Here is an 18,729-nt window from a genome sequence, read left to right on the forward strand (position 1 = left end):
AAGGAATCGGTCGAACTGGCGATCTACAAGGAAGGCGATGCCAATACCGTTGCCACCGCCGAAGCGCTGCGCAAGCGTCTGGAGCAGATCAAGGCAACGTTCCCGGCCGATGCCGAACTGACCACCATCGAAGACCAGTCACGCTTCATCGAGCACGCCATCGCCGACGTCAAGAAGGACGCGGTGATCGGCGGCCTGCTGGCGATCCTGATCATCTTCCTGTTCCTGCGCGACGGCTGGAGCACGTTCGTGATCAGCCTGTCGTTGCCGGTCTCGATCATCGCCACGTTCTTCTTCATGGGCCAGCTCGGCCTGAGCTTGAACGTGATGTCCCTGGGCGGCCTGGCACTGGCTACGGGCCTGGTGGTGGACGATTCCATCGTGGTGCTGGAGAGCATCGCCAAGGCGCGCGAACGCGGCCTGGGCATCCTGCAGGCTGCGATCGCTGGCACCCGCGAAGTGAGCATGGCAGTGGTTGCTTCCACCCTGACCACCATCGCGGTGTTCCTGCCGCTGGTGTTCGTCGACGGCATCGCCGGCCAGCTGTTCCGCGACCAGGCGCTGACCGTGGCGATCGCCATCGCGATCTCGCTGCTGGTGTCGATGACCCTGATTCCGATGCTGAGCTCGCTGAAGGGCCGGCCGCCACTGGCATTCCCGGAAGAAGCCGCGGCCGAGCCGTGGCAGCCGCAGAGCCGCTGGCAGAAGCCGGTCGCACTCGGCCGTCGTGGTGTGATGGCAACGATGCGCTGGAGTTTCTACGCGCTGGCGTGGTTGGTGGTGCGCATCTGTCGCGGCGTGGCTGCAGTGGTCGGCCCGGTGATGCGCAAGGCCAGCGACATCGCCATGAAGCCGTACGCCGGTGCCGAGCGTGGCTACCTGCGGCTGCTGCCGGGTGCGTTGGCCCACCCCGGCAAGGTACTGGGCTTGGCCGCACTGGCGTTCGTCGGCACGATGGCGCTGGTGCCGATGCTCGGCGCCGACCTGATCCCGCAGTTGGCGCAGGACCGTTTCGAAATGACGGTCAAGCTGCCGGCGGGCACGCCGCTGAAGCAGACCGATGCGCTGGTGCGCGAGCTTCAGTTGGCACACGGCAAGGGTGAAGGCGTGGCATCGCTGTATGGCGTCAGCGGCAGTGGCACCCGCCTGGATGCCAGCCCGACCGAGAGTGGCGAGAACATCGGCAAGCTGACCATCGTGATGGAAGGCGGCGGCAACCCGCAGACCGAAGCGGAGATCACCGAGCGTCTGCGTGACACCATGGGCCAACACCCGGGTGCGCAGGTGGACTTCGCGCGGCCGGCATTGTTCAGCTTCTCCACGCCGCTGGAGATCGAACTGCGCGGACAGGATATGGCCACACTGGAAGTGGCGGGCCAGCGCCTGGCGGCGCTGCTGCGTGGCAACGCGCACTACGCCGACGTCAAATCCACTGTGGAAGAGGGCTTCCCGGAAATCCAGATCCGCTTCGACCAGGAGCGTGCCGGTGCACTGGGCCTGACCACGCGGCAGATCGCCGACGTGGTGGTGAAGAAGGTGCGCGGCGATGTGGCCACCCGCTACAGCTTCCGTGACCGCAAGATCGACGTGCTGGTGCGCGCACAGGAAACCGACCGTGCCAGCGTGGAGAGCATCCGCCGGTTGATCGTCAATCCGGGCAGCACCCGTCCGGTCACCCTGGACGCAGTGGCTGATGTGGTCGCCACCACCGGCCCGAGCGAGATCCATCGCGCTGACCAGACTCGGGTTGCCGTGGTCTCGGCCAACCTGCGCGACATCGACCTTGGCGCGGCCATGCGCGAAGTACAGCAGATGGTGTCCGAACAGCCGCTGGGCGCTGGCGTGGGCCTGCACATCGGCGGCCAGGGCGAGGAGCTGGCACAGGCGGCGAAGTCGCTGATCTTCGCCTTCGGCCTGGCGATCTTCCTGGTCTACCTGGTGATGGCCTCGCAGTTCGAATCGCTGCTGCATCCGTTCGTGATCCTGTTCACCATCCCGCTGGCGCTGGTCGGCGCGATCCTGGCGCTGATGCTGACCGGCAAGCCGATCTCGGTGGTGGTGTTCATCGGCCTGATCCTGCTGGTCGGTCTGGTCACCAAGAACGCGATCATCCTGATCGACAAGGTCAACCAGCTGCGCGAGGCCGGCGTTGCCAAGCACGAGGCGCTGGTGGAAGGCGCGCGCTCGCGCCTGCGACCGATCATCATGACCACCCTGTGCACGCTGTTCGGCTTCCTGCCGCTGGCGGTGGCGATGGGCGAGGGCGCCGAGGTGCGCGCACCGATGGCGATCACCGTGATCGGTGGCCTGCTGGTGTCGACCCTGCTGACCCTGCTGGTGATCCCGGTGGTGTACGACCTGATGGACCGCCGCGGTGATGCCTATTACCGCGAACGTGGCCGCAAGCATGCCGGTGAAGGCCTGCACGCCGCGCAGGGCAGCAGTGCGGGCGGGGAGGAACCGGCATGAGCATTGCCGAGTTCTCCATCCGTCGGCCGGTCACCACCATCATGTGTTTCGTGTCGCTGGTGGTGGTCGGACTGATTGCCTCGTTCCGGCTGCCACTGGAAGCGCTGCCGGACATCTCCGCACCGTTCTTGTTCGTGCAGATTCCGTATACCGGGTCCACGCCGGAAGAAGTTGAGCGGACCATCATCCGACCGGTGGAGGAGTCGCTGGCGACGATGACCGGGATCAAGCGCATGCGCTCCTCGGCGACGTCGGAAGCCGCGTCGATCTTCATCGAGTTCAGCGACTGGGACCGAGACATCGCCATCGCCGCTTCCGACGCACGCGAACGCATCGATGCGATCCGCAGCGATCTGCCCGACGACGTGCAGCGCTACAACGTGTTCAAGTGGTCCAGCAGCGACCAGCCAGTGCTGAAGGTGCGCCTGGCCAGTACCACCGACCTGACCACTGCCTATGACATGCTCGACCGCGAGTTCAAGCGGCGTATCGAGCGGATTCCGGGCGTGGCCCGGGTCGAGATCACCGGCGCGCCGCCGAACGAGGTGGAGATCGCGATCGATCCGAACCGCCTGAACGCACACGGCCTGAGCATCAACGAGCTGAGTGATCGCCTGCGAACGCTGAACTTCTCGATCTCGGCCGGGCAGATCGACGACAACGGCCAGCGCGTGCGCGTGCAGCCGGTGGGTGAGATCACCGACCTGCAGGAAATGCGTGATCTGGTCATCAATGCCAAGGGCCTGCGCCTGGGTGACATTGCCGATGTGCGGCTGAAGCCGGCACGTATGAGCTATGGCCGCCGCCTGGATGGCAATCCTGCCGTCGGCCTGGACATCTACAAGGAACGCAGCGCCAACCTGGTGGACGTCTCAAGCGGCGCGCTTGCCGAAGTTGAAGCGATCCGCGCGCAGGACTCGATGCGCGATGTGCAGATCAAGGTGATCGACAACCAGGGCAAGGCGGTGACCTCGTCCCTGCTGGAGCTGGCCGAGGCGGGCGGCGTCGGCCTGATCCTGTCGGTGACGGTGCTGTTCTTCTTCCTGCGCCACTGGCCGTCCACGCTGATGGTGACCCTGGCCATTCCGATCTGCTTCACCATCACCCTCGGCTTCATGTATTTTGCCGGCGTCACGCTCAACATCCTGACCATGATGGGCCTGCTGCTGGCCGTGGGCATGCTGGTCGACAACGCCGTGGTGGTGGTCGAGAGCATCTATCAGGAACGTGAGCGGCTGCCGGACCAGCCACGCCTGGCCTCGATCATCGGCACCCGCAACGTTGCCATCGCGCTCAGCGCCGGCACCTTGTGCCACTGCATCGTGTTCGTGCCCAACCTGTTCGGCGAAACCAACAACATCAGCATCTTCATGGCGCAGATCGCGATCACCATCTCGGTCTCGCTGCTGGCCTCGTGGCTGGTGGCGGTCAGCCTGATCCCGATGCTGTCCGCACGCATGGCCACACCGAAGCTGGTGCATTCGCAGACCGGCGTGATCGCGCGCCTGCAGCGCCAGTACGCGCGGCTGCTGGACTGGTCGCTGCGCCATCGTGGCTGGAGCCTGCTGGGCATCCTGCTGGTGGTGCTGGTCAGCCTGGTACCGATGAAGCTGACCAAGATCGACATGTTCGGTGGTGATGGCGGCAAGGACATCTTCATCGGCTACATGTGGAAGGGCGCCTACACCTACCGGCAGATGTCCGAGGAAGTGGCGCGCGTCGAAGCCTGGGTCGAGGAGAACCGCGAGCGCCTGCACGTGCAGCAGGTCTACTCCTGGTACAGCGAGCAGGAAGGCAGTTCGACCGTGGTCACCCTGGACGAGAAGTACGCCAAGGACATCAAGGCGCTGCAGGAAGAGCTGCGCAAGGGCCTGCCGAAGTCTGCGCGCACCGACTACTTCGTTGGCAACCAGGGCGGTGATGGCGGCGGAGGTGGCGGCAACCAGGGCGTGCAGGTACAGCTGGTCGGCGACTCCAGCGCGATGCTGCAGGAGATCGGCCAGGAAGTGCTGCCGCTGCTGGCACAGCGCACCGAGCTGCGCGATGTGCGCATCGACAATGGCGAGAAGGGCGGCGAGCTGAAAGTGCACGTCGACCGCGAGCGCGCGGCGGCCTTCGGATTCAATGCCGAGCAGGTGGCCAGCTTCGTCGGCCTGGCGCTGCGCGGTGCGCCGATGCGCGAGTTCCGTCGTGGCGACAACGAAGTACCCGTGTGGGTGCGCTTTGCCGGTGCCGAACAGAGCAGCCCCGAAGACCTGGCGGGCTTCAGCGTACGCACCGGCGATGGCCGCAGCGTGCCGCTGCTGAGCCTGGTCAGTGTCGATGTTGGTTCATCGGCGACCCAGATCGGCCGCACCAACCGCCAGACCACGCTGACCATCAAGGCCAACCTGGCCGAGAACATCACTGCGCCGGACGGCCGCAAGGCCATGGAAGCCGTGCTCAAGCCGATGAACTTCCCGGCCGGCTACGGCTTCACCTTCGACGGTGGCGACTACGGCGATGACAACGAGGCGATGCAGCAGATGGTGTTCAACCTGCTGATCGCGCTGGTGATGATCTACGTGGTGATGGCTGCGGTGTTCGAATCGCTGCTGTTCCCGGCGGCGATCATGAGCGGCGTGCTGTTCTCGATCTTCGGCGTGTTCTGGCTGTTCTGGATCACCGGCACCTCGTTCGGAATCATGTCCTTCATCGGCATCCTGGTGCTGATGGGCGTGGTGGTGAACAACGGCATCGTGATGATCGAGCACATCAACAATCTGCGCCGGGGCGGGATGGGGCGTACCCAGGCGCTGGTGGAGGGCTCACGCGAGCGTCTGCGCCCGATCATGATGACCATGGGTACGGCGATCCTGGCGATGGTGCCGATCTCGCTGACCGATACGCAGATGTTCGGCAACGGGCCGGAGTACTCGCCGATGGCGCGTGCGATTGCCGGTGGCCTGGCGTTCTCGACCGTGGTCAGCCTGCTGTTCCTGCCGACGATCTACGCGGTGCTCGATGACCTGCGCAATGCGGTGGTGTGCCTGATCCAGCGCGCCCGCGGGCTGGAGAGGGTAGAGCCGGGCGCTGCCCGGCTGTAATGCACGACACAACGTGTTTGTGGTGGGGGGAGACCGGTCGTAGTGGGGCGGTCTCCCCCTTTTTTTCATCGCCGTATCGTGTAAATGCCGTGCCAACCAAGGTTGGGAGCTACCGGTAGCGCCGGGCCATGCCCGGCGGGGCAGCGCAATCAGCTCGCCACCTTGCTCCACACCTTGCCGGCAGTCAGCCACAGGCCCAGCATGCTGCCCAGGTTGGTCAGCATGAAGGTCAGCACCACGCGGGTGACGCGGTTGCGGTACCAGCCCTTCAACGACTGCGCATCATCACGCAGCTTGAGGAAATCCTCGTAGGTCGGCTTGCGCAGGCGCGCTTCCACCAGGGCCGCGAACGCACCGGTGGGGATGCTCAGGCGGAACGGCTTGAACGGCGCCACCACGATCGCGGTGAGGATGCTCAGCGGATGGCTGCCGGCGACCAGGCAGCCCAGGCCAGCCAGGCCGCCGGTATACATCGCCCAGGTCGCCAGCAGTTCGGTGCCCACGCCCAATCCACCACGATAGAAGCCGACACCGATGCCGGTGGCCACGATGGCGAGGATCGCCAGGGTGAACCACGGGATGTTGCGCTTCTTCGGCACTGCTTCCAGCTGCTCGCGCAACGGCGCGGGCGCCTCGGTATCGGTTTCCAGGTAACGCGCCAGGCCGGCCAGGTGACCGGCACCGACCACCGCCAGCACTTCGCGCTGCTGCGGATCATGCGCTTCGCGCAGACGCGTCGCCATGTAGCGGTCGCGCTCCCCGATGATCGTTTCGTACAGGGCCGGGTTCTCGCTGGCGAACTCGCCGAAGCTCGATTCCAGCATGTCGCCCTGCTTCAGCTTCTCGATCTCGTCTTCGCCGACATCCTCGGACGAGAACAGGCCGGCGCCGAGCCCGGCCACCAGCTTCAGCTTGCCGAAGAAGCCCAGTCGCTGCGAAGCGCGGCGGAACGTCAGGCCGACTTCGCGGTCGATCAGGTACACCGGCAGGTTGCGCTCGCGCGCCAGGTCCACGGCACGCTTCAGTTCGGCGCCCGGCTCGATGCCGAGCTGTTCGGCCAGTCGGCGCTGGTAGGCCGACAACGCGAGGTTGGCCGCGAACAGGGCCACGCGACCCTTGCGGATCACTTCCACCAGGTCCAGTTTGGCCAGCGTGTCCGGGTCGCTCAGCGCCTGCAGGCGCTGCGGGTCCAGCTCGACCGCCACTGCATCGAAGCGTCCGCTGTCGATGGCTTTTTCCACTGCCTCGACGCTGGCATGGGAGACGTGGGCGGTGCCCAGCAGGGTGTAGCGCACGCCGTCGCGTTCGACGACGCGCACGGGCTGGCCGGCGAACAGATCGTCGCCGGTTTCGGGAAGGATTTCGGTCATGGAATCATTCATTGGAAGGAGCGGAATCGGCGCCATCGCCGAGCGCGCGCTGCATCTGTACGGTGTCCAGCCAGCGGCCGTGCTTGCGGCCGAGGCCACGGAACACGCCCACCAGCTGGAACCCGAAGCGTTCGTGCAGCTTGATGGAGGCAGTGTTGGTCGGCTCGCCGATCACCGCCACCATCTGTCGATGGCCGCGCGCGGTGCAGGCATCGATCAGTGCCTGCAGCAGGCCGGTACCGACGCCACGGCCCTGGAAGCGTGCATCGACATAGACCGAGTTCTCAACGGTCCACTGGTAGGCGATGCGCGTACGGTAGGTGTTGGCATACGCATAGCCGGCAACCTGGCCGTCGACCTCGGCCACCAGGTAGGGGAAGCCGCGGTCGATGATGTCGCGCATGCGGCGCAGCATCTCGGCCTGGTCAGGGATCTCGTACTCGTAGGTATTGACGAAGTCGGTCACTTCCACCGCGTAGATCGCGGTGATCGCAGCGATGTCGGCAGGGCCGGCATCACGGATGAGTACGGCCATGCGCGGGCTCCGGGTCAGTCGATGTAGCGCTTGAGCAGGTCGCCGTAGGCGTCGATGCGACGATCACGCAGGAACGGCCAGATGCGGCGCACGTGTTCGCTGCGCTGCAGGTCGACCTCGCACATCAGGATGGTCGCTTCGGTGCCGGCTTCGGCCAGGAACTCGCCCTGCGGGCCCAGCACGTGGCTGTTGCCCCAGAACTGGATGCCCGAGGCGCCCAGCGGCGAAGCCTCATGGCCGACGCGGTTGCAGCTGAGCACCGGCACGCCGTTGGCCACGGCATGGCCACGGTGGCTCAGCACCCAGGCGTCGCGCTGACGGGTCTTCTCGTCCTGCACGTCATCCGGGTCCCAGCCGATCGCGGTGGGGTAGAGCAGCAGTTCAGCACCGGCCAGCGCCATCAGGCGCGCTGCTTCCGGGTACCACTGGTCCCAGCACACCAGCACGCCGAGGCGGCCGACCGAGGTGTCGATCGGCTTGAAGCCGATGTCGCCCGGGGTGAAGTAGAACTTCTCGTAGAAACCCGGGTCGTCCGGAATGTGCATCTTGCGGTACTTGCCCAGCAACGTGCCGTCCTTCTCGAAGACCACGGCGGTGTTGTGGTACAGGCCGGCAGCGCGGCGCTCGAACAGCGAGCCGACCAGCACCACGCCATGCTTCTTGGCCAGCGCGCCCAGGCGCTCGGTGCTTGGGCCCGGAATCGGCTCGGCCAGGTCGAATTCATCGACCGATTCGTGCTGGCAGAAGTAGGGACCGTTGTGCAGTTCCTGCAGCAGCACCAGCTTCGCGCCCTGTGCCGCGGCATCGGCAACACGCGCTTCGATCACCGCCAGGTTGGCGGCGGCATCACCGTGGTTGCGCTCCTGGATCAGGGCGACGGTAAGGGGGCTGCGCGAGTTCATGCGGGGCGATCCTGCGGGGGAAAACCCGCATGTTAACGCGGATGCGCCACGACAGCGTGTTGGCTGCTGAATGGTGCACGCAACCGGTAGCGCCGGGCCATGCCCGGCGGATTTTCCAGATGCCGCCGCGCTCGCCGGGCATGGCCCGGCGCTACCGCGTGGCTTACGCCTTCAACAACCCGGCGGGCAGCTGCATGGTGATGCAGTGCAGGCTGCCGTTCTGCCAGATCAGCGAGCGGCAGGGCACCTGCACGATCTCGCGGTCCGGGTGGGCCTGTGCCAGCACATCACGGGCCAGGTCGTCGGCCGCGTCGCCATAGGCCGGCATCAGCACCGCGCCGTTGACGATGAGGTAATTGGCATACGACGCAGCCAGGCGGCGGCCTTCATCGATCACCGGCTTTGCCCATGGCAACGGGAACAGCCGGTACGGCTGGCCGTCACGCGTGCGCAGTGCGGCCAGCTCGGCACCCATCGCCTGCAGTTCGGCGTAGTGCGAATCGCTGGCGTCGTCGCAGGCCTGGTAGACGATGCTGTCGGCCGAGGCGAAGCGGGCGAGGGTGTCGATATGGGCGTCGGTGTCGTCGCCTTCCAGGTAGCCGTGATCCAGCCACAGCACGCGCTCCTGCTGCAGCCAGCTCGCCAGGTCGGCGCTCAGGCTGTCGCGGTCACGGTCGGGATGGCGCTCGTGCAGGCACTTCCAGGTGGTCAGCAGGGTGCCTTCGCCATCGGTCTCGATGCCGCCGCCTTCCAGTGCGAACGGAATGCTGCGTACCGCCGCATCGTTGAACACGCCGGCCTGGTCGAGCACGCCGACCAGCTGGTCATCGAGGGTGGCATCGAACTTGCCGCCCCAGCCGGTGAAGCGGAAGTCCAGCAGCTGGAAGCTGCCGTCGGCGCGGCGCAGGGTGATCGGGCCCGAATCACGCAGCCAGGTATCGTCGTACGCGGCGGTGGTGAAGTGGACCTTGTCCATGTCGATGCGGTTGGAGCGCAGCCGCATTTCGGCGTAGGTCTCCACGTCATCGTCGGCCACGCAGATCAGCACCGGCTGGAAGCGGGTGATCGCCGCAACCAGGGCGATGTAGGTCTCTTCCACCTGGCCCAGGCGGTCGGCCCAGTCGGTGTCGGCGGTGGGCCAGGCAATCAGGACGCCGCTCTGGGCTTCCCATTCGGCAGGAAAACGAAGGGTCTGGTTCATGGTCTCGCTACACGCGCCCGCCGGTGGCGGGCATGGGGGTCAACGGATCGGCGGCTTGGGGCCGATTTCGTTCGGATCCGCCTGGTTTGCCACCACGTCGATCACCTTCTGCTTCTCGAAGTAGACGGTGAACTGCGGGTACACCCAGCGGTGGATGGTCGGCCATTGCAGTTTCTGTCCGCCGCGCGGCTGCAGCTGCTCTGCCGGCGCGCCGAACTGCGACTGCACCTGCTGCATGCTCTGGCCGCGGACGGGCAGGGCGCCGGCCGGCTTTTCGCGGGCGCGGTCGACAAGCAGGGTATCGGCCATCGCCGGGGTGGCGGCAGCCAGGGTGGCCAGTACGGCCAGGGTGCACAGGTAACGCGTCATCTCGATCTACTCCCCAGTGGTCAAGAACAGCGATTACAGCAAAAACGGCAGGAAAAAACCGCATAAACAAAAAACCGCCCGAAGGCGGCTTTTTGCATCGGGTCGGCCCCGCGTGGGGCCAGCCGCGGTCACAAGGACCGTTGGGCTTAGCGCTGACGCGCCTTGAAACGCGGGTTCGACTTGCAGATGACGAAGATCTTGCCACGACGACGCACGACCTTGCAGTCACGGTGACGGGCCTTCGCCGACTTCAGGGAGGACAGAACTTTCATGGCATACCTCGGCGTAAACAGTAGTTGTTCGGGTGGAGCGTGGCCGCGATATGCGAAAGACAATCGGCAGTGGACGCTCGTTCAAGCCCGCCATTCTACCGGGCTTTTCCCCATGGTTTCAAGTGGTTGCACAAATGGCCCGTTGCGGGGTGTCTGGCAGGGGCTAGAATGGCCCCTTCACACGCGCAAGGACCCCCATGAATCCACTCGTTCCCGTCCTGACCATCGACGGCCCATCAGGGGCCGGCAAGGGTACCATCAGCCGCATCGTGGCGCGCCGGTTGGGCTGGCACTACCTGGATTCGGGCGCTCTGTACCGCGCCGTCGGCGTGGCGGCCAGCTGGGCCGACATCGACACCTCCGATGCCTCCGCGCTGGTGCGTTGCACCTTTGATACCCACGTCCAGTTCGTCGAGCAGGGCGATGCCATGCGCGTCCTGGTCAATGGCACCGACGCCACCGACGAGCTGCGGCTGGAGACCACCGGGGCGCTGGCGTCGGCGATCGCCGCCATTCCCGAGGTCCGGGCCGCCCTGAAGGAGCGCCAGCGCGCATTCAGGGTGGGGCCGGGGCTGGTCGCCGACGGCCGCGACATGGGCACCGTCATCTTCCTGGACGCCCCCTACAAGGTCTTCCTGACCGCCAGTGCCGAGGAGCGCGCCGAGCGCCGGCATAAGCAGTTGAAAGACAAGGGGGTTTCTGTTAACTTTGAAGACCTCCTGCGCGAGATCATGGCCCGCGACGCCCGTGATGCTCAGCGTACCGTGGCGCCCCTGAAGCCGGCAGACGATGCTGTCCTCATCGACACCACAGGCATCGGCATCGAAGATGTCGTTGCCAGAGTGATGGATCTGCTTCCGGTTCCGGCTGCCTGATCCGTTCGCGCGGGAGTTCTGCCAGCAGCATCGGCGGTGGTCGCGCATTTGCAGTGCTGTAAAAGCTCCGTCGCGCAATGATGCGTGGCGGTTTTCCTACTTCCACACACGACCTGCATTTCCGGGGTCGACCAACAGGCGGGCGGCAGCCATTCCCTGAAGGGAAGCCAGCCGACCCATGTGTCCAACAGAGTAAATCTAATGACCGAATCATTTGCCGAACTGTTTGAAGCCAGCCAGGCCAACCTGGCCAAGCTGAAGCCGGGCGCCATCGTCAGCGGTACCGTTGTTGAAGTCCGCGGCGACGTCGTGGTGATCAACGCCGGGCTGAAGTCGGAAGGCATCGTGCCGATCGAACAGTTCCGTAACGACGCTGGCGAAATCGATGTTGCCGAAGGCGACATCGTCAAGGTCGCCCTCGACTCGATCGAGAACGGCTTCGGTGAAACCGTCCTGTCGCGCGAGAAGGCCAAGCGCGCGATGGTGTGGGACGAGCTGGAAGAAGCGTTGGAAAAGAACGAAACCATCACCGGCCGCATCAGCGGCAAGGTCAAGGGTGGTTTCACCGTGGACATCAAGGATGTCCGCGCCTTCCTGCCGGGTTCCCTGGTCGATGTGCGCCCCGTGCGCGATCCGGCCTACTTGGAAGGCAAGGAGCTGGAATTCAAGCTCATCAAGCTTGACCGCAAGCGCAACAACGTCGTGGTCTCGCGCCGCGCTGTCGTCGAAAGCGAGCACTCGGAAGAGCGCGAGCAGCTGATGGACAAGCTGCAGGAAGGCGCGATCCTGAAGGGTGTCGTCAAGAACCTGACCGATTACGGCGCATTCGTGGACCTGGGCGGTATCGACGGCCTGCTGCACATCACCGACATGGCATGGAAGCGCGTGCGCCATCCGTCCGAAGTCGTGAACGTCGGCGACGAACTGGACGTGCGCGTGCTGAAGTTCGACCGCGAGCGCAACCGCGTTTCGCTGGGCCTGAAGCAGCTGGGCGAAGATCCGTGGGATAACATCGCCCGTCGTTACCCGGCCAACAGCCGCGTGTTCGGCAAGGTCTCCAACGTCACCGATTACGGCGCATTCGTCGAAATCGAGCCGGGCGTCGAAGGTCTGGTGCACGTTTCCGAGATGGATTGGACCAACAAGAACGTCAATCCGTCCAAGGTTGTGCAGGTCGGTGACGAAGTTGAAGTCATGGTCCTGGACGTCGACGAGGAGCGTCGCCGCATCTCGCTGGGCATGAAGCAGGTTGCCGCCAATCCGTGGGAAACCTTCGCTGCTACCCACAAGAAGGGTGACAAGGTGTCGGGCCAGATCAAGTCGATCACCGACTTCGGCATCTTCATCGGCCTGGACGGCGGCATCGACGGCCTGGTTCACCTGTCCGACATCAGCTGGGCGACCACTGGCGAAGACATCGTTCGCAACTTCAAGAAGGGCGACAACCTGGACGCAGTCGTCCTGGCCGTCGATCCGGAGCGCGAGCGCATTTCGCTGGGCGTCAAGCAGCTGGAGCAGGATCCGTTCGGCCAGTACATGGCGACCAATCCGAAGGGCTCCAAGGTCGAAGGCGTGGTGAAGGAAGTCGACGCCAAGGGCGCGATCATCGAGCTGTCCGACGGCATCGAAGGCTATGTTGCAGCTCGCGACATCGCCAACGAGCGTGTCGACGACGCGACCCAGCACCTGAAGGTCGGCGACAAGGTTGAAGCCAAGTTCGTGGGCATGGATCGCAAGGGTCGTACCCTGCAGCTGTCGATCAAGGCCAAGGACGACGCGGAAATGCGCGAAGTGCTGGAGGAATACCAGTCCTCTTCGGCTTCCAGCGGCACCACCCAGCTGGGCGCGCTGCTGCGTGCACAGCTGAACGGTAACAAGTCCGAGTAATATCGGCCTTACGCTGATCGTTGTTTCCTGGACGGCCCGGGCACTGCCCGGGCCGTTTCAGGCTGAGATGCCCCTGATGTGAGCCGGTAATGACCAAATCCGAACTGATCGAAATCCTTGCGCGCCGGCAGGCGCACCTGAAGGCCGATGATGTCGATCTGGCGGTCAAGTCATTGCTGGAAATGATGGGGGGCTCACTGTCGGCCGGCGATCGCATCGAGATCCGCGGCTTTGGCAGCTTTTCGCTGCACTACCGTCCGCCGCGCCTGGGTCGTAACCCGAAGACCGGCGAATCGGTTGCCCTGCCGGGCAAGCATGTCCCTCATTTCAAGCCAGGCAAGGAATTGCGCGAGCGGGTCAGCAGTGTGCTGCCGCTGGACGCAGATCCGGCCTGAGCCATCCGTCGCGCGACTTCGTGCGAATCCCACCACGAGTCGGATAAGCTACGGCCTCCTGCCAATGGAGCTGTCGCATGAAAGTTTTTCGTCTGCTGGTCCTGCTGGCGGTTCTCATCCTTGGTCTGATCATCGGTGCGGTCAACATGACGGCCATGTCGATCAACCTGCTGTTTACCCAATTGAACACGTCCGTCGGCGTGGCGCTGATTGCCGCCCTGCTGATCGGTGTCGTGGTCGGTGCTGGCCTGGTGCTGGTAAGCGTGGTCATTCCGCTCTACAGCCAGCTGCGCCGTGCCAACAAGTCGGCGGTTGCACCGTCGGCGCCGGTGGCCCCCTCCCAATCTTTTGATGGACGTTGATCGAAGATGGAATTCGTTTCCGAGTGGTTCTGGTTCTTCCTGTGTCTTCCGTTGGCGGCGCTGGCCGGCTGGGTGATCGGACGCCGCGGCGGTCAACGCCACGGTGACAACCAGGTCAGCCACCTGTCCAGCACCTATTTCCGTGGCCTGAACTACCTGCTCAACGAGCAGCCGGACAAGGCCATCGAGCTGTTCCTGCACATCGCCGAGCTGGACAAGGAAACCTTCGAGACCCAGGTCGCGTTGGGCCATCTGTTCCGCCGCCGTGGTGAAGTGGACCGCGCGATCCGTCTGCACCAGGGCCTGGTCAACCGCCAGGACCTGAGCGACGCGCAGCGTGTGCAGGCCCTGCTGGCACTGGGCGAGGACTACATGAAGTCTGGTCTGCTGGACCGTGCCGAGACGGTGTTCACCGAACTGGCGCAGCTGGACCAGCGCGCACCGCAGGCGCTCAAGCACCTGATCGGCATCTACCAGGCCGAGCGCGACTGGGAAAAGGCGATCGACAACGCTACCCGCTTCGAAGATGTCACCGGCGAGCCGATGGGCAAGCTGATCGGGCAGTTCGAATGCGAGCTGGCCGAGCGCTTCCGTGGCGCGGGCAAGCTGGAAGAGGCGAGGGCAGCCATCGCCCGCGCCTACCAGGCCGATGCCATGTCGGTCCGTGCCGGCATCATCGAGGGCCGCCTGGAAACCGATGCAGGCAACGCCGAGGCCGCCGTGCGTGCCTTCGAGCGTGCTGCCCGCAACGATCCGGAGTACCTGCCGGAAGTGCTGCCGGCGCTGATGGAAAACTACCGCAAGGTCGGTGACCTGGGCGGCGCGCGCGCCTTCCTGTCCGAGATGACCGAGCATTACCGCGGCATCGCCCCGGTGCTGGCGCTGACCCGCCTGATGGAAGAGCAGGAGGGTGTCGCACCCGCCCGCGCCTATCTTGGCCGCCAGCTCAAGGATCGCCCGTCGGTGCGTGGCGAATCGGCGCTGATCGACCTCACCCTGGCCGAGGGTGCAGATTCCACCGCGACCCTGCACGATCTCAAGCACATCACCGACCAGTTGCTGGTGCGCAATCCCGCCTACCGCTGCACCCGCTGCGGATTCGGCGCGCGTACCCACCACTGGCAATGCCCCAGCTGCAAGGAGTGGGGCACGGTCAAGCCGCTGTTGAATTACGCGGTGCTCTGAACCATGCCGTGGCTTGTGATGGCTGCGCTGCTGGGCCTGGCCCTGCTCAGCGCGGCGTTGACCTGGGCGGCGCGCGTGTATGCCCTGCGCAGGCAGTTGCTGGATCAGCCTGGCGAGCGCCGCAGCCACAGTGTCGCCACCCCGCGTGGTGGCGGTATCGCCATCGTGGTCAGTCTGCTGGTTGCGGCGGTCGTGGCCGCCTGCGTCTGGCCGGACGCTGCAGTCAGCCTGGCTGTCGCCAGCCTTGGCCTGGCCCTGGTGGCCGGCATTGGCTGGTGGGATGACCATCGGCCGCTACCGGCCATGCGCCGGTTGCTGGTGCATTTCCTCGCCGCTGCCTTGTTGGCGGGGCTGGTCAAGATGCACGGCGGCAGCTGGCTGTTGAGCCTGCTGGTGCTGTTCTTCACCGCATCACTGATCAACATCTGGAACTTCATGGATGGGATCAACGGGATTGCCAGCAGTCAGGCGGTCATCGTTGCGCTGGGCTTCGCCACCGTGCTGCCCTGGCCCTATTCGCTGGTGGCCGTTGTTCTTGGCCTGGCGTGCCTGGGTTTTCTGCCATTCAATTTTCCGCAGGCGCGGATCTTCATGGGTGATGTCGGTAGTGGCGCGCTGGGCTATGCCGTAGCGGTGGTGCTGGCCGTCGCTGCAGTGCACACCGACATCAACTGGATACTGCTGCTGCTGCCGTTGTCCGCCTTCCTTGTGGACGCGGGCTTCACGCTGTTGGCGCGCATGCTTTCCGGGCAACGCTGGATGGAACCCCACACCCAGCACGTCTACCAGCGCGCGGTCCAGGCAGGAGCCAGCCATGCCCAGGTGACAGGGATGTACTTTGTTTTGGGCCTGTTCAGTATTACAGTGTTCAATATCTGCACCAATTTGCAGCCGAGGTGGGAGGCTGTCGTAGCGGTCGCGTGGTTTGCAGCGTTGACCCTGCTGTGGCTCCTCCTGCGCAATGGATTGCGCCACCGATAAGGAATTACTCGATCTATGTCTTCACCCTGGCGGGACAGAATCCTCGGTCTGATGCCGCGTACGGCCATCGTCTGCCACGACTTGTTCATGGTATGGGCGTGCTGGCAGCTGCTGCATGCAGGTCGTTACTCGATCCTTGCCGACGCTCCTGCATTGCCGCTGTGGAACGTGGACACCACGCTGGTGCTGGCCCTGCAGGGCCTGGTGTTCTGGCGTATCGGCCTCTATCGCGGGCTGTGGCGCTTCGCCAGCGTCAGCGACCTGCTGAACATCTTCAAGGCCAGCTTCATCGGCCTGATCGCCATCGTCCTGGTGTTGGCCTGGAAGCGCTTCAACGGCGTGCCGATGTCGGTGCTGGTGATCTATCCGTTCGCACTGTCGGCACTGCTGGGCGCGCCGCGCCTGTTGTACCGGGCGTGGAAGGACTACCAGTCGCTGCAGTCCGATTCGTCCGCGCGCCGCGTGCTGATTCTCGGCGCCGGCCAAGCCGCTGAGACCCTGGTGCGCGACCTGCGCCGATCCGGCAATTTCGAGCCGGTCGGCCTGCTTGATGATGCACCGCACCTGCGTGGCGCCAAGCTGCAGAGCCTGCCGATCCTGGGCACGCTGGACGATGCACCGGCGGTGGCCCGCGAGACTGCGGCCAAGCTGCTGGTGATTGCCATGCCCTCGCTGGATGCCGTCGGCATGCAGCGCGTGGTGGCCATCTGCGAGAGCACCGGCATTCCGTTCCGCACCGTGCCCAAGCTCAGCGACATCCTGCAGGGTCAGTCGCTGCCGGGCCAGTTGAAGGAAGTGGCGATCGAAGATCTGCTTGGGCGCAAGCCGATCATGCCGGACTGGAACCTCATCCGCGGCTGGTTGGGCGGGCGCACGGTGATGGTGACCGGTGCCGGTGGCTCGATCGGGTCCGAGCTGTGTCGCCAGTGTGCGCGCCATGGTGCCGGTCGTATCGTGCTGCTGGAGATCAGCGAACTGCTGCTGTTGACCATCGAGGGCGAGCTGCGACGCAGCTTCCCCGATGTCGAAATCGAAGCCGTGCTCGGTGACTGTGGCGATCCCGCGGTGATCCGCCATGCGCTGTCTTTGCACCCTGTCGACACCGCCTTCCATGCGGCTGCCTACAAGCATGTGCCGGTGCTGGAGCGTCAGCTGCGCGAAGCCGTGCGCAACAACATCCTGGCCACCGAGAACGTGGCCCGCGCCTGCCTGGAAGCCCGCGTCGAGCACTTTGTGTTCATTTCGACCGACAAGGCGGTGGACCCGGTCAATGCGCTGGGCGCCAGCAAGCGCTATGCGGAGATGATCTGCCAGAGCCTGGACCAGAAGTCCACGCACACCCGTTTCGTGACCGTGCGTTTCGGCAACGTGCTGGCGTCGGCCGGCAGCGTGGTGCCGTTGTTCCGCGAGCAGATTCTCAAGGGCGGCCCGGTCACGGTGACCGATCCGGAGGTCAGCCGCTATTTCATGACCATTCCCGAGGCATGCCAGCTGATCCTGCAGGCGGCTGCGTCGGCGTCGCACGGGGCGATCTATACGCTGGACATGGGCGAGCCCGTGCCGATCCGGGTGCTGGCCGAACAGATGATCCGCCTGGCCGGCAAGCAGCCCTACAAGGACATCCCGATCATCTACACCGGCATGCGCCCGGGCGAGAAGCTGCACGAGACGCTGTTCTATTCCGACGAGGACTACCGGCCGACCGCGCACCCGAAGATCCTGGAAGCCGGCGTACGTGCGTTCTCGCGTGACATCGTGCTGGGCAACGTGCCGAAGCTGCGCGAGGCGATTGCCAGGTACGACATCGATACGATCCAGGAAATCCTGTTCGCGACCATGCCGGAATTCTCGCCAATCGAACAGGATGCTTACATTTCTTCCGCTAAGGTTGTGCCCTTTCCGGCACGTGAGGCCAGCAGGCACCAATGAGCAAGCGCATTCGCAAGGCGGTATTTCCAGTAGCAGGTCTGGGCACGCGTTTTCTTCCGGCGACCAAGACGGTGCCGAAGGAGATGCTGCCGATCATCGATCGGCCGCTGATCCAGTACGCCGTGGATGAGGCGATCGAAGCGGGCTGTGACACCCTGGTGTTCATCACCAACCGTTACAAGCACGCTGTCGCCGACTATTTCGACAAGGCCTACGAGCTGGAGCAGAAGCTCGAGCGCGCGGGCAAGCACGAACAGCTCGAATTGATCCGCCATGTGCTGCCGGAAGGTGTGCGCGCGATCTTCGTTACCCAGACCGAGGCTCTGGGCCTGGGCCACGCGGTGCTGTGCGCCAAGGCGGTCATCGGTGACGAGCCGTTCGCTGTGCTGCTGCCGGATGATCTGATCTGGAACCGCGGCGCTGGTGCGCTGAAGCAGATGGCCGACCTCAACGAGGCCAGCGGCGCCAGCGTCATCGCCGTGGAAGATGTGCCACACGACAAGACGGCCAGTTACGGCATCGTCGCCACCGAGGCGTTCGATGGCCGCAAGGGGCGTATCTCGCAGATCGTGGAGAAGCCCAAGCCGGAGGACGCGCCGAGCGATCTGGCAGTGGTGGGCCGCTACGTGCTGAGCCCGAAGATCTTCGAGTTGCTTGAGCAGACCCGGACCGGTGCCGGTGGCGAGATCCAGCTGACCGATGCGATCGCCGAACTGCTGAAGACCGACGAGGTTGATGCCTATCGTTTCGAAGGCACCCGTTTCGACTGCGGTACCCATCTGGGGCTGGTCGAGGCGACGATTCGTTTTGCGCTGGACAACCCGAAGCTGGCCGGCCCGGCGCGCGAGAAGCTGACGGCGATGTTGGCGGAGTAAGGTTTTCGAGCGCTCCGTCGCGGCGCCCTGATTGAT

The 18,729-nt window shown here is 64.8% G+C and carries 16 protein-coding genes; 10 read left to right on the forward strand and 6 right to left on the reverse strand.

Annotation, left to right across the window (positions count from 1 at the left end):
• Positions 1 to 2,469: efflux RND transporter permease subunit (locus tag DBR20_RS07795; protein WP_258223248.1), on the forward strand; the 2,469-nt coding region annotated here is incomplete at its 5' end.
• Complete coding sequence (locus DBR20_RS07800) at positions 2,466 to 5,555, forward strand: efflux RND transporter permease subunit (protein WP_108265784.1); 3,090 nt, start codon at positions 2,466 to 2,468, stop codon at positions 5,553 to 5,555. The genes DBR20_RS07795 and DBR20_RS07800, both read left to right, overlap by 4 nt.
• A 149-nt stretch (positions 5,556 to 5,704) precedes the next feature.
• Here DBR20_RS07800 and DBR20_RS07805 read toward each other — a convergent pair whose 3' ends face one another.
• The 6 genes from DBR20_RS07805 to ykgO all read right to left on the reverse strand — a co-directional run bounded on the left by DBR20_RS07805 (position 5,705) and on the right by ykgO (position 10,204).
• Positions 5,705 to 6,925 carry a TraB/GumN family protein gene (locus DBR20_RS07805; protein WP_108265785.1) on the reverse strand — a complete coding sequence of 407 codons (1,221 nt, stop codon included), beginning with the start codon at positions 6,923 to 6,925 and terminating at the stop codon, positions 5,705 to 5,707.
• Between the two features lie 4 nt (positions 6,926 to 6,929).
• On the reverse strand, positions 6,930 to 7,460 hold the full coding sequence (locus DBR20_RS07810) for a GNAT family N-acetyltransferase (protein ID WP_108265786.1): 531 nt from the start codon (positions 7,458 to 7,460) through the stop codon (positions 6,930 to 6,932).
• 14 nt (positions 7,461 to 7,474) lie between these two features.
• Positions 7,475 to 8,362 (reverse strand): carbon-nitrogen hydrolase, encoded by an 888-nt coding sequence (locus DBR20_RS07815; protein WP_099821258.1) that lies wholly within the window; start codon positions 8,360 to 8,362, stop codon positions 7,475 to 7,477.
• 163 nt (positions 8,363 to 8,525) lie between these two features.
• Positions 8,526 to 9,563 carry an agmatine deiminase family protein gene (locus DBR20_RS07820; RefSeq protein ID WP_108265787.1) on the reverse strand — a complete coding sequence of 346 codons (1,038 nt, stop codon included), beginning with the start codon at positions 9,561 to 9,563 and terminating at the stop codon, positions 8,526 to 8,528.
• Positions 9,564 to 9,602: 39 nt separating this feature from the next.
• Positions 9,603 to 9,932, reverse strand: a complete 330-nt coding sequence (locus tag DBR20_RS07825; protein ID WP_108265788.1) for a hypothetical protein — start codon at positions 9,930 to 9,932, stop codon at positions 9,603 to 9,605.
• Positions 9,933 to 10,078: 146 nt separating this feature from the next.
• Positions 10,079 to 10,204 carry a type B 50S ribosomal protein L36 gene (gene ykgO / locus DBR20_RS07830; protein ID WP_005409283.1) on the reverse strand — a complete coding sequence of 42 codons (126 nt, stop codon included), beginning with the start codon at positions 10,202 to 10,204 and terminating at the stop codon, positions 10,079 to 10,081.
• Between the two features lie 197 nt (positions 10,205 to 10,401).
• Between ykgO and cmk the strand changes: the two genes are divergently transcribed.
• The 8 genes from cmk (at position 10,402) to galU (ending at position 18,693) form a co-directional block, all read left to right on the forward strand.
• Entirely contained in the window at positions 10,402 to 11,079 is a 678-nt protein-coding gene (gene cmk / locus DBR20_RS07835) for a (d)CMP kinase (RefSeq protein ID WP_108265789.1), read from the forward strand.
• A gap of 201 nt (positions 11,080 to 11,280) precedes the next feature.
• Positions 11,281 to 12,966 (forward strand): 30S ribosomal protein S1, encoded by a 1,686-nt coding sequence (gene rpsA, locus DBR20_RS07840; protein WP_025875032.1) that lies wholly within the window; start codon positions 11,281 to 11,283, stop codon positions 12,964 to 12,966.
• 89 nt (positions 12,967 to 13,055) lie between these two features.
• Positions 13,056 to 13,361, forward strand: a complete 306-nt coding sequence (locus tag DBR20_RS07845) for an integration host factor subunit beta (protein ID WP_005409286.1) — start codon at positions 13,056 to 13,058, stop codon at positions 13,359 to 13,361.
• 77 nt (positions 13,362 to 13,438) lie between these two features.
• A complete protein-coding gene (locus DBR20_RS07850) occupies positions 13,439 to 13,723 on the forward strand; it encodes a lipopolysaccharide assembly protein LapA domain-containing protein (protein ID WP_099821260.1) in 285 nt (94 codons plus the stop codon).
• A 6-nt stretch (positions 13,724 to 13,729) separates the two neighbouring features.
• A complete protein-coding gene (gene lapB, locus DBR20_RS07855) occupies positions 13,730 to 14,908 on the forward strand; it encodes a lipopolysaccharide assembly protein LapB (protein ID WP_032977571.1) in 1,179 nt (392 codons plus the stop codon).
• A gap of 3 nt (positions 14,909 to 14,911) precedes the next feature.
• Positions 14,912 to 15,889, forward strand: coding sequence for a glycosyltransferase family 4 protein (locus DBR20_RS07860; protein ID WP_108265790.1), 978 nt, complete (start codon positions 14,912 to 14,914; stop codon positions 15,887 to 15,889).
• Between the two features lie 15 nt (positions 15,890 to 15,904).
• A complete protein-coding gene (locus tag DBR20_RS07865; protein WP_162292010.1) occupies positions 15,905 to 17,818 on the forward strand; it encodes a nucleoside-diphosphate sugar epimerase/dehydratase in 1,914 nt (637 codons plus the stop codon).
• Positions 17,815 to 18,693, forward strand: coding sequence for a UTP--glucose-1-phosphate uridylyltransferase GalU (galU, locus tag DBR20_RS07870; RefSeq protein WP_108265791.1), 879 nt, complete (start codon positions 17,815 to 17,817; stop codon positions 18,691 to 18,693). The genes DBR20_RS07865 and galU overlap by 4 nt, the downstream gene beginning before the upstream one ends.
• The last annotated feature ends 36 nt before the right edge of the window (positions 18,694 to 18,729 follow it).

Source organism: Stenotrophomonas sp. HMWF023 (assembly GCF_003060985.1).
In the GTDB taxonomy this organism is placed as follows: Bacteria; Pseudomonadota; Gammaproteobacteria; order Xanthomonadales; family Xanthomonadaceae; genus Stenotrophomonas; species Stenotrophomonas lactitubi.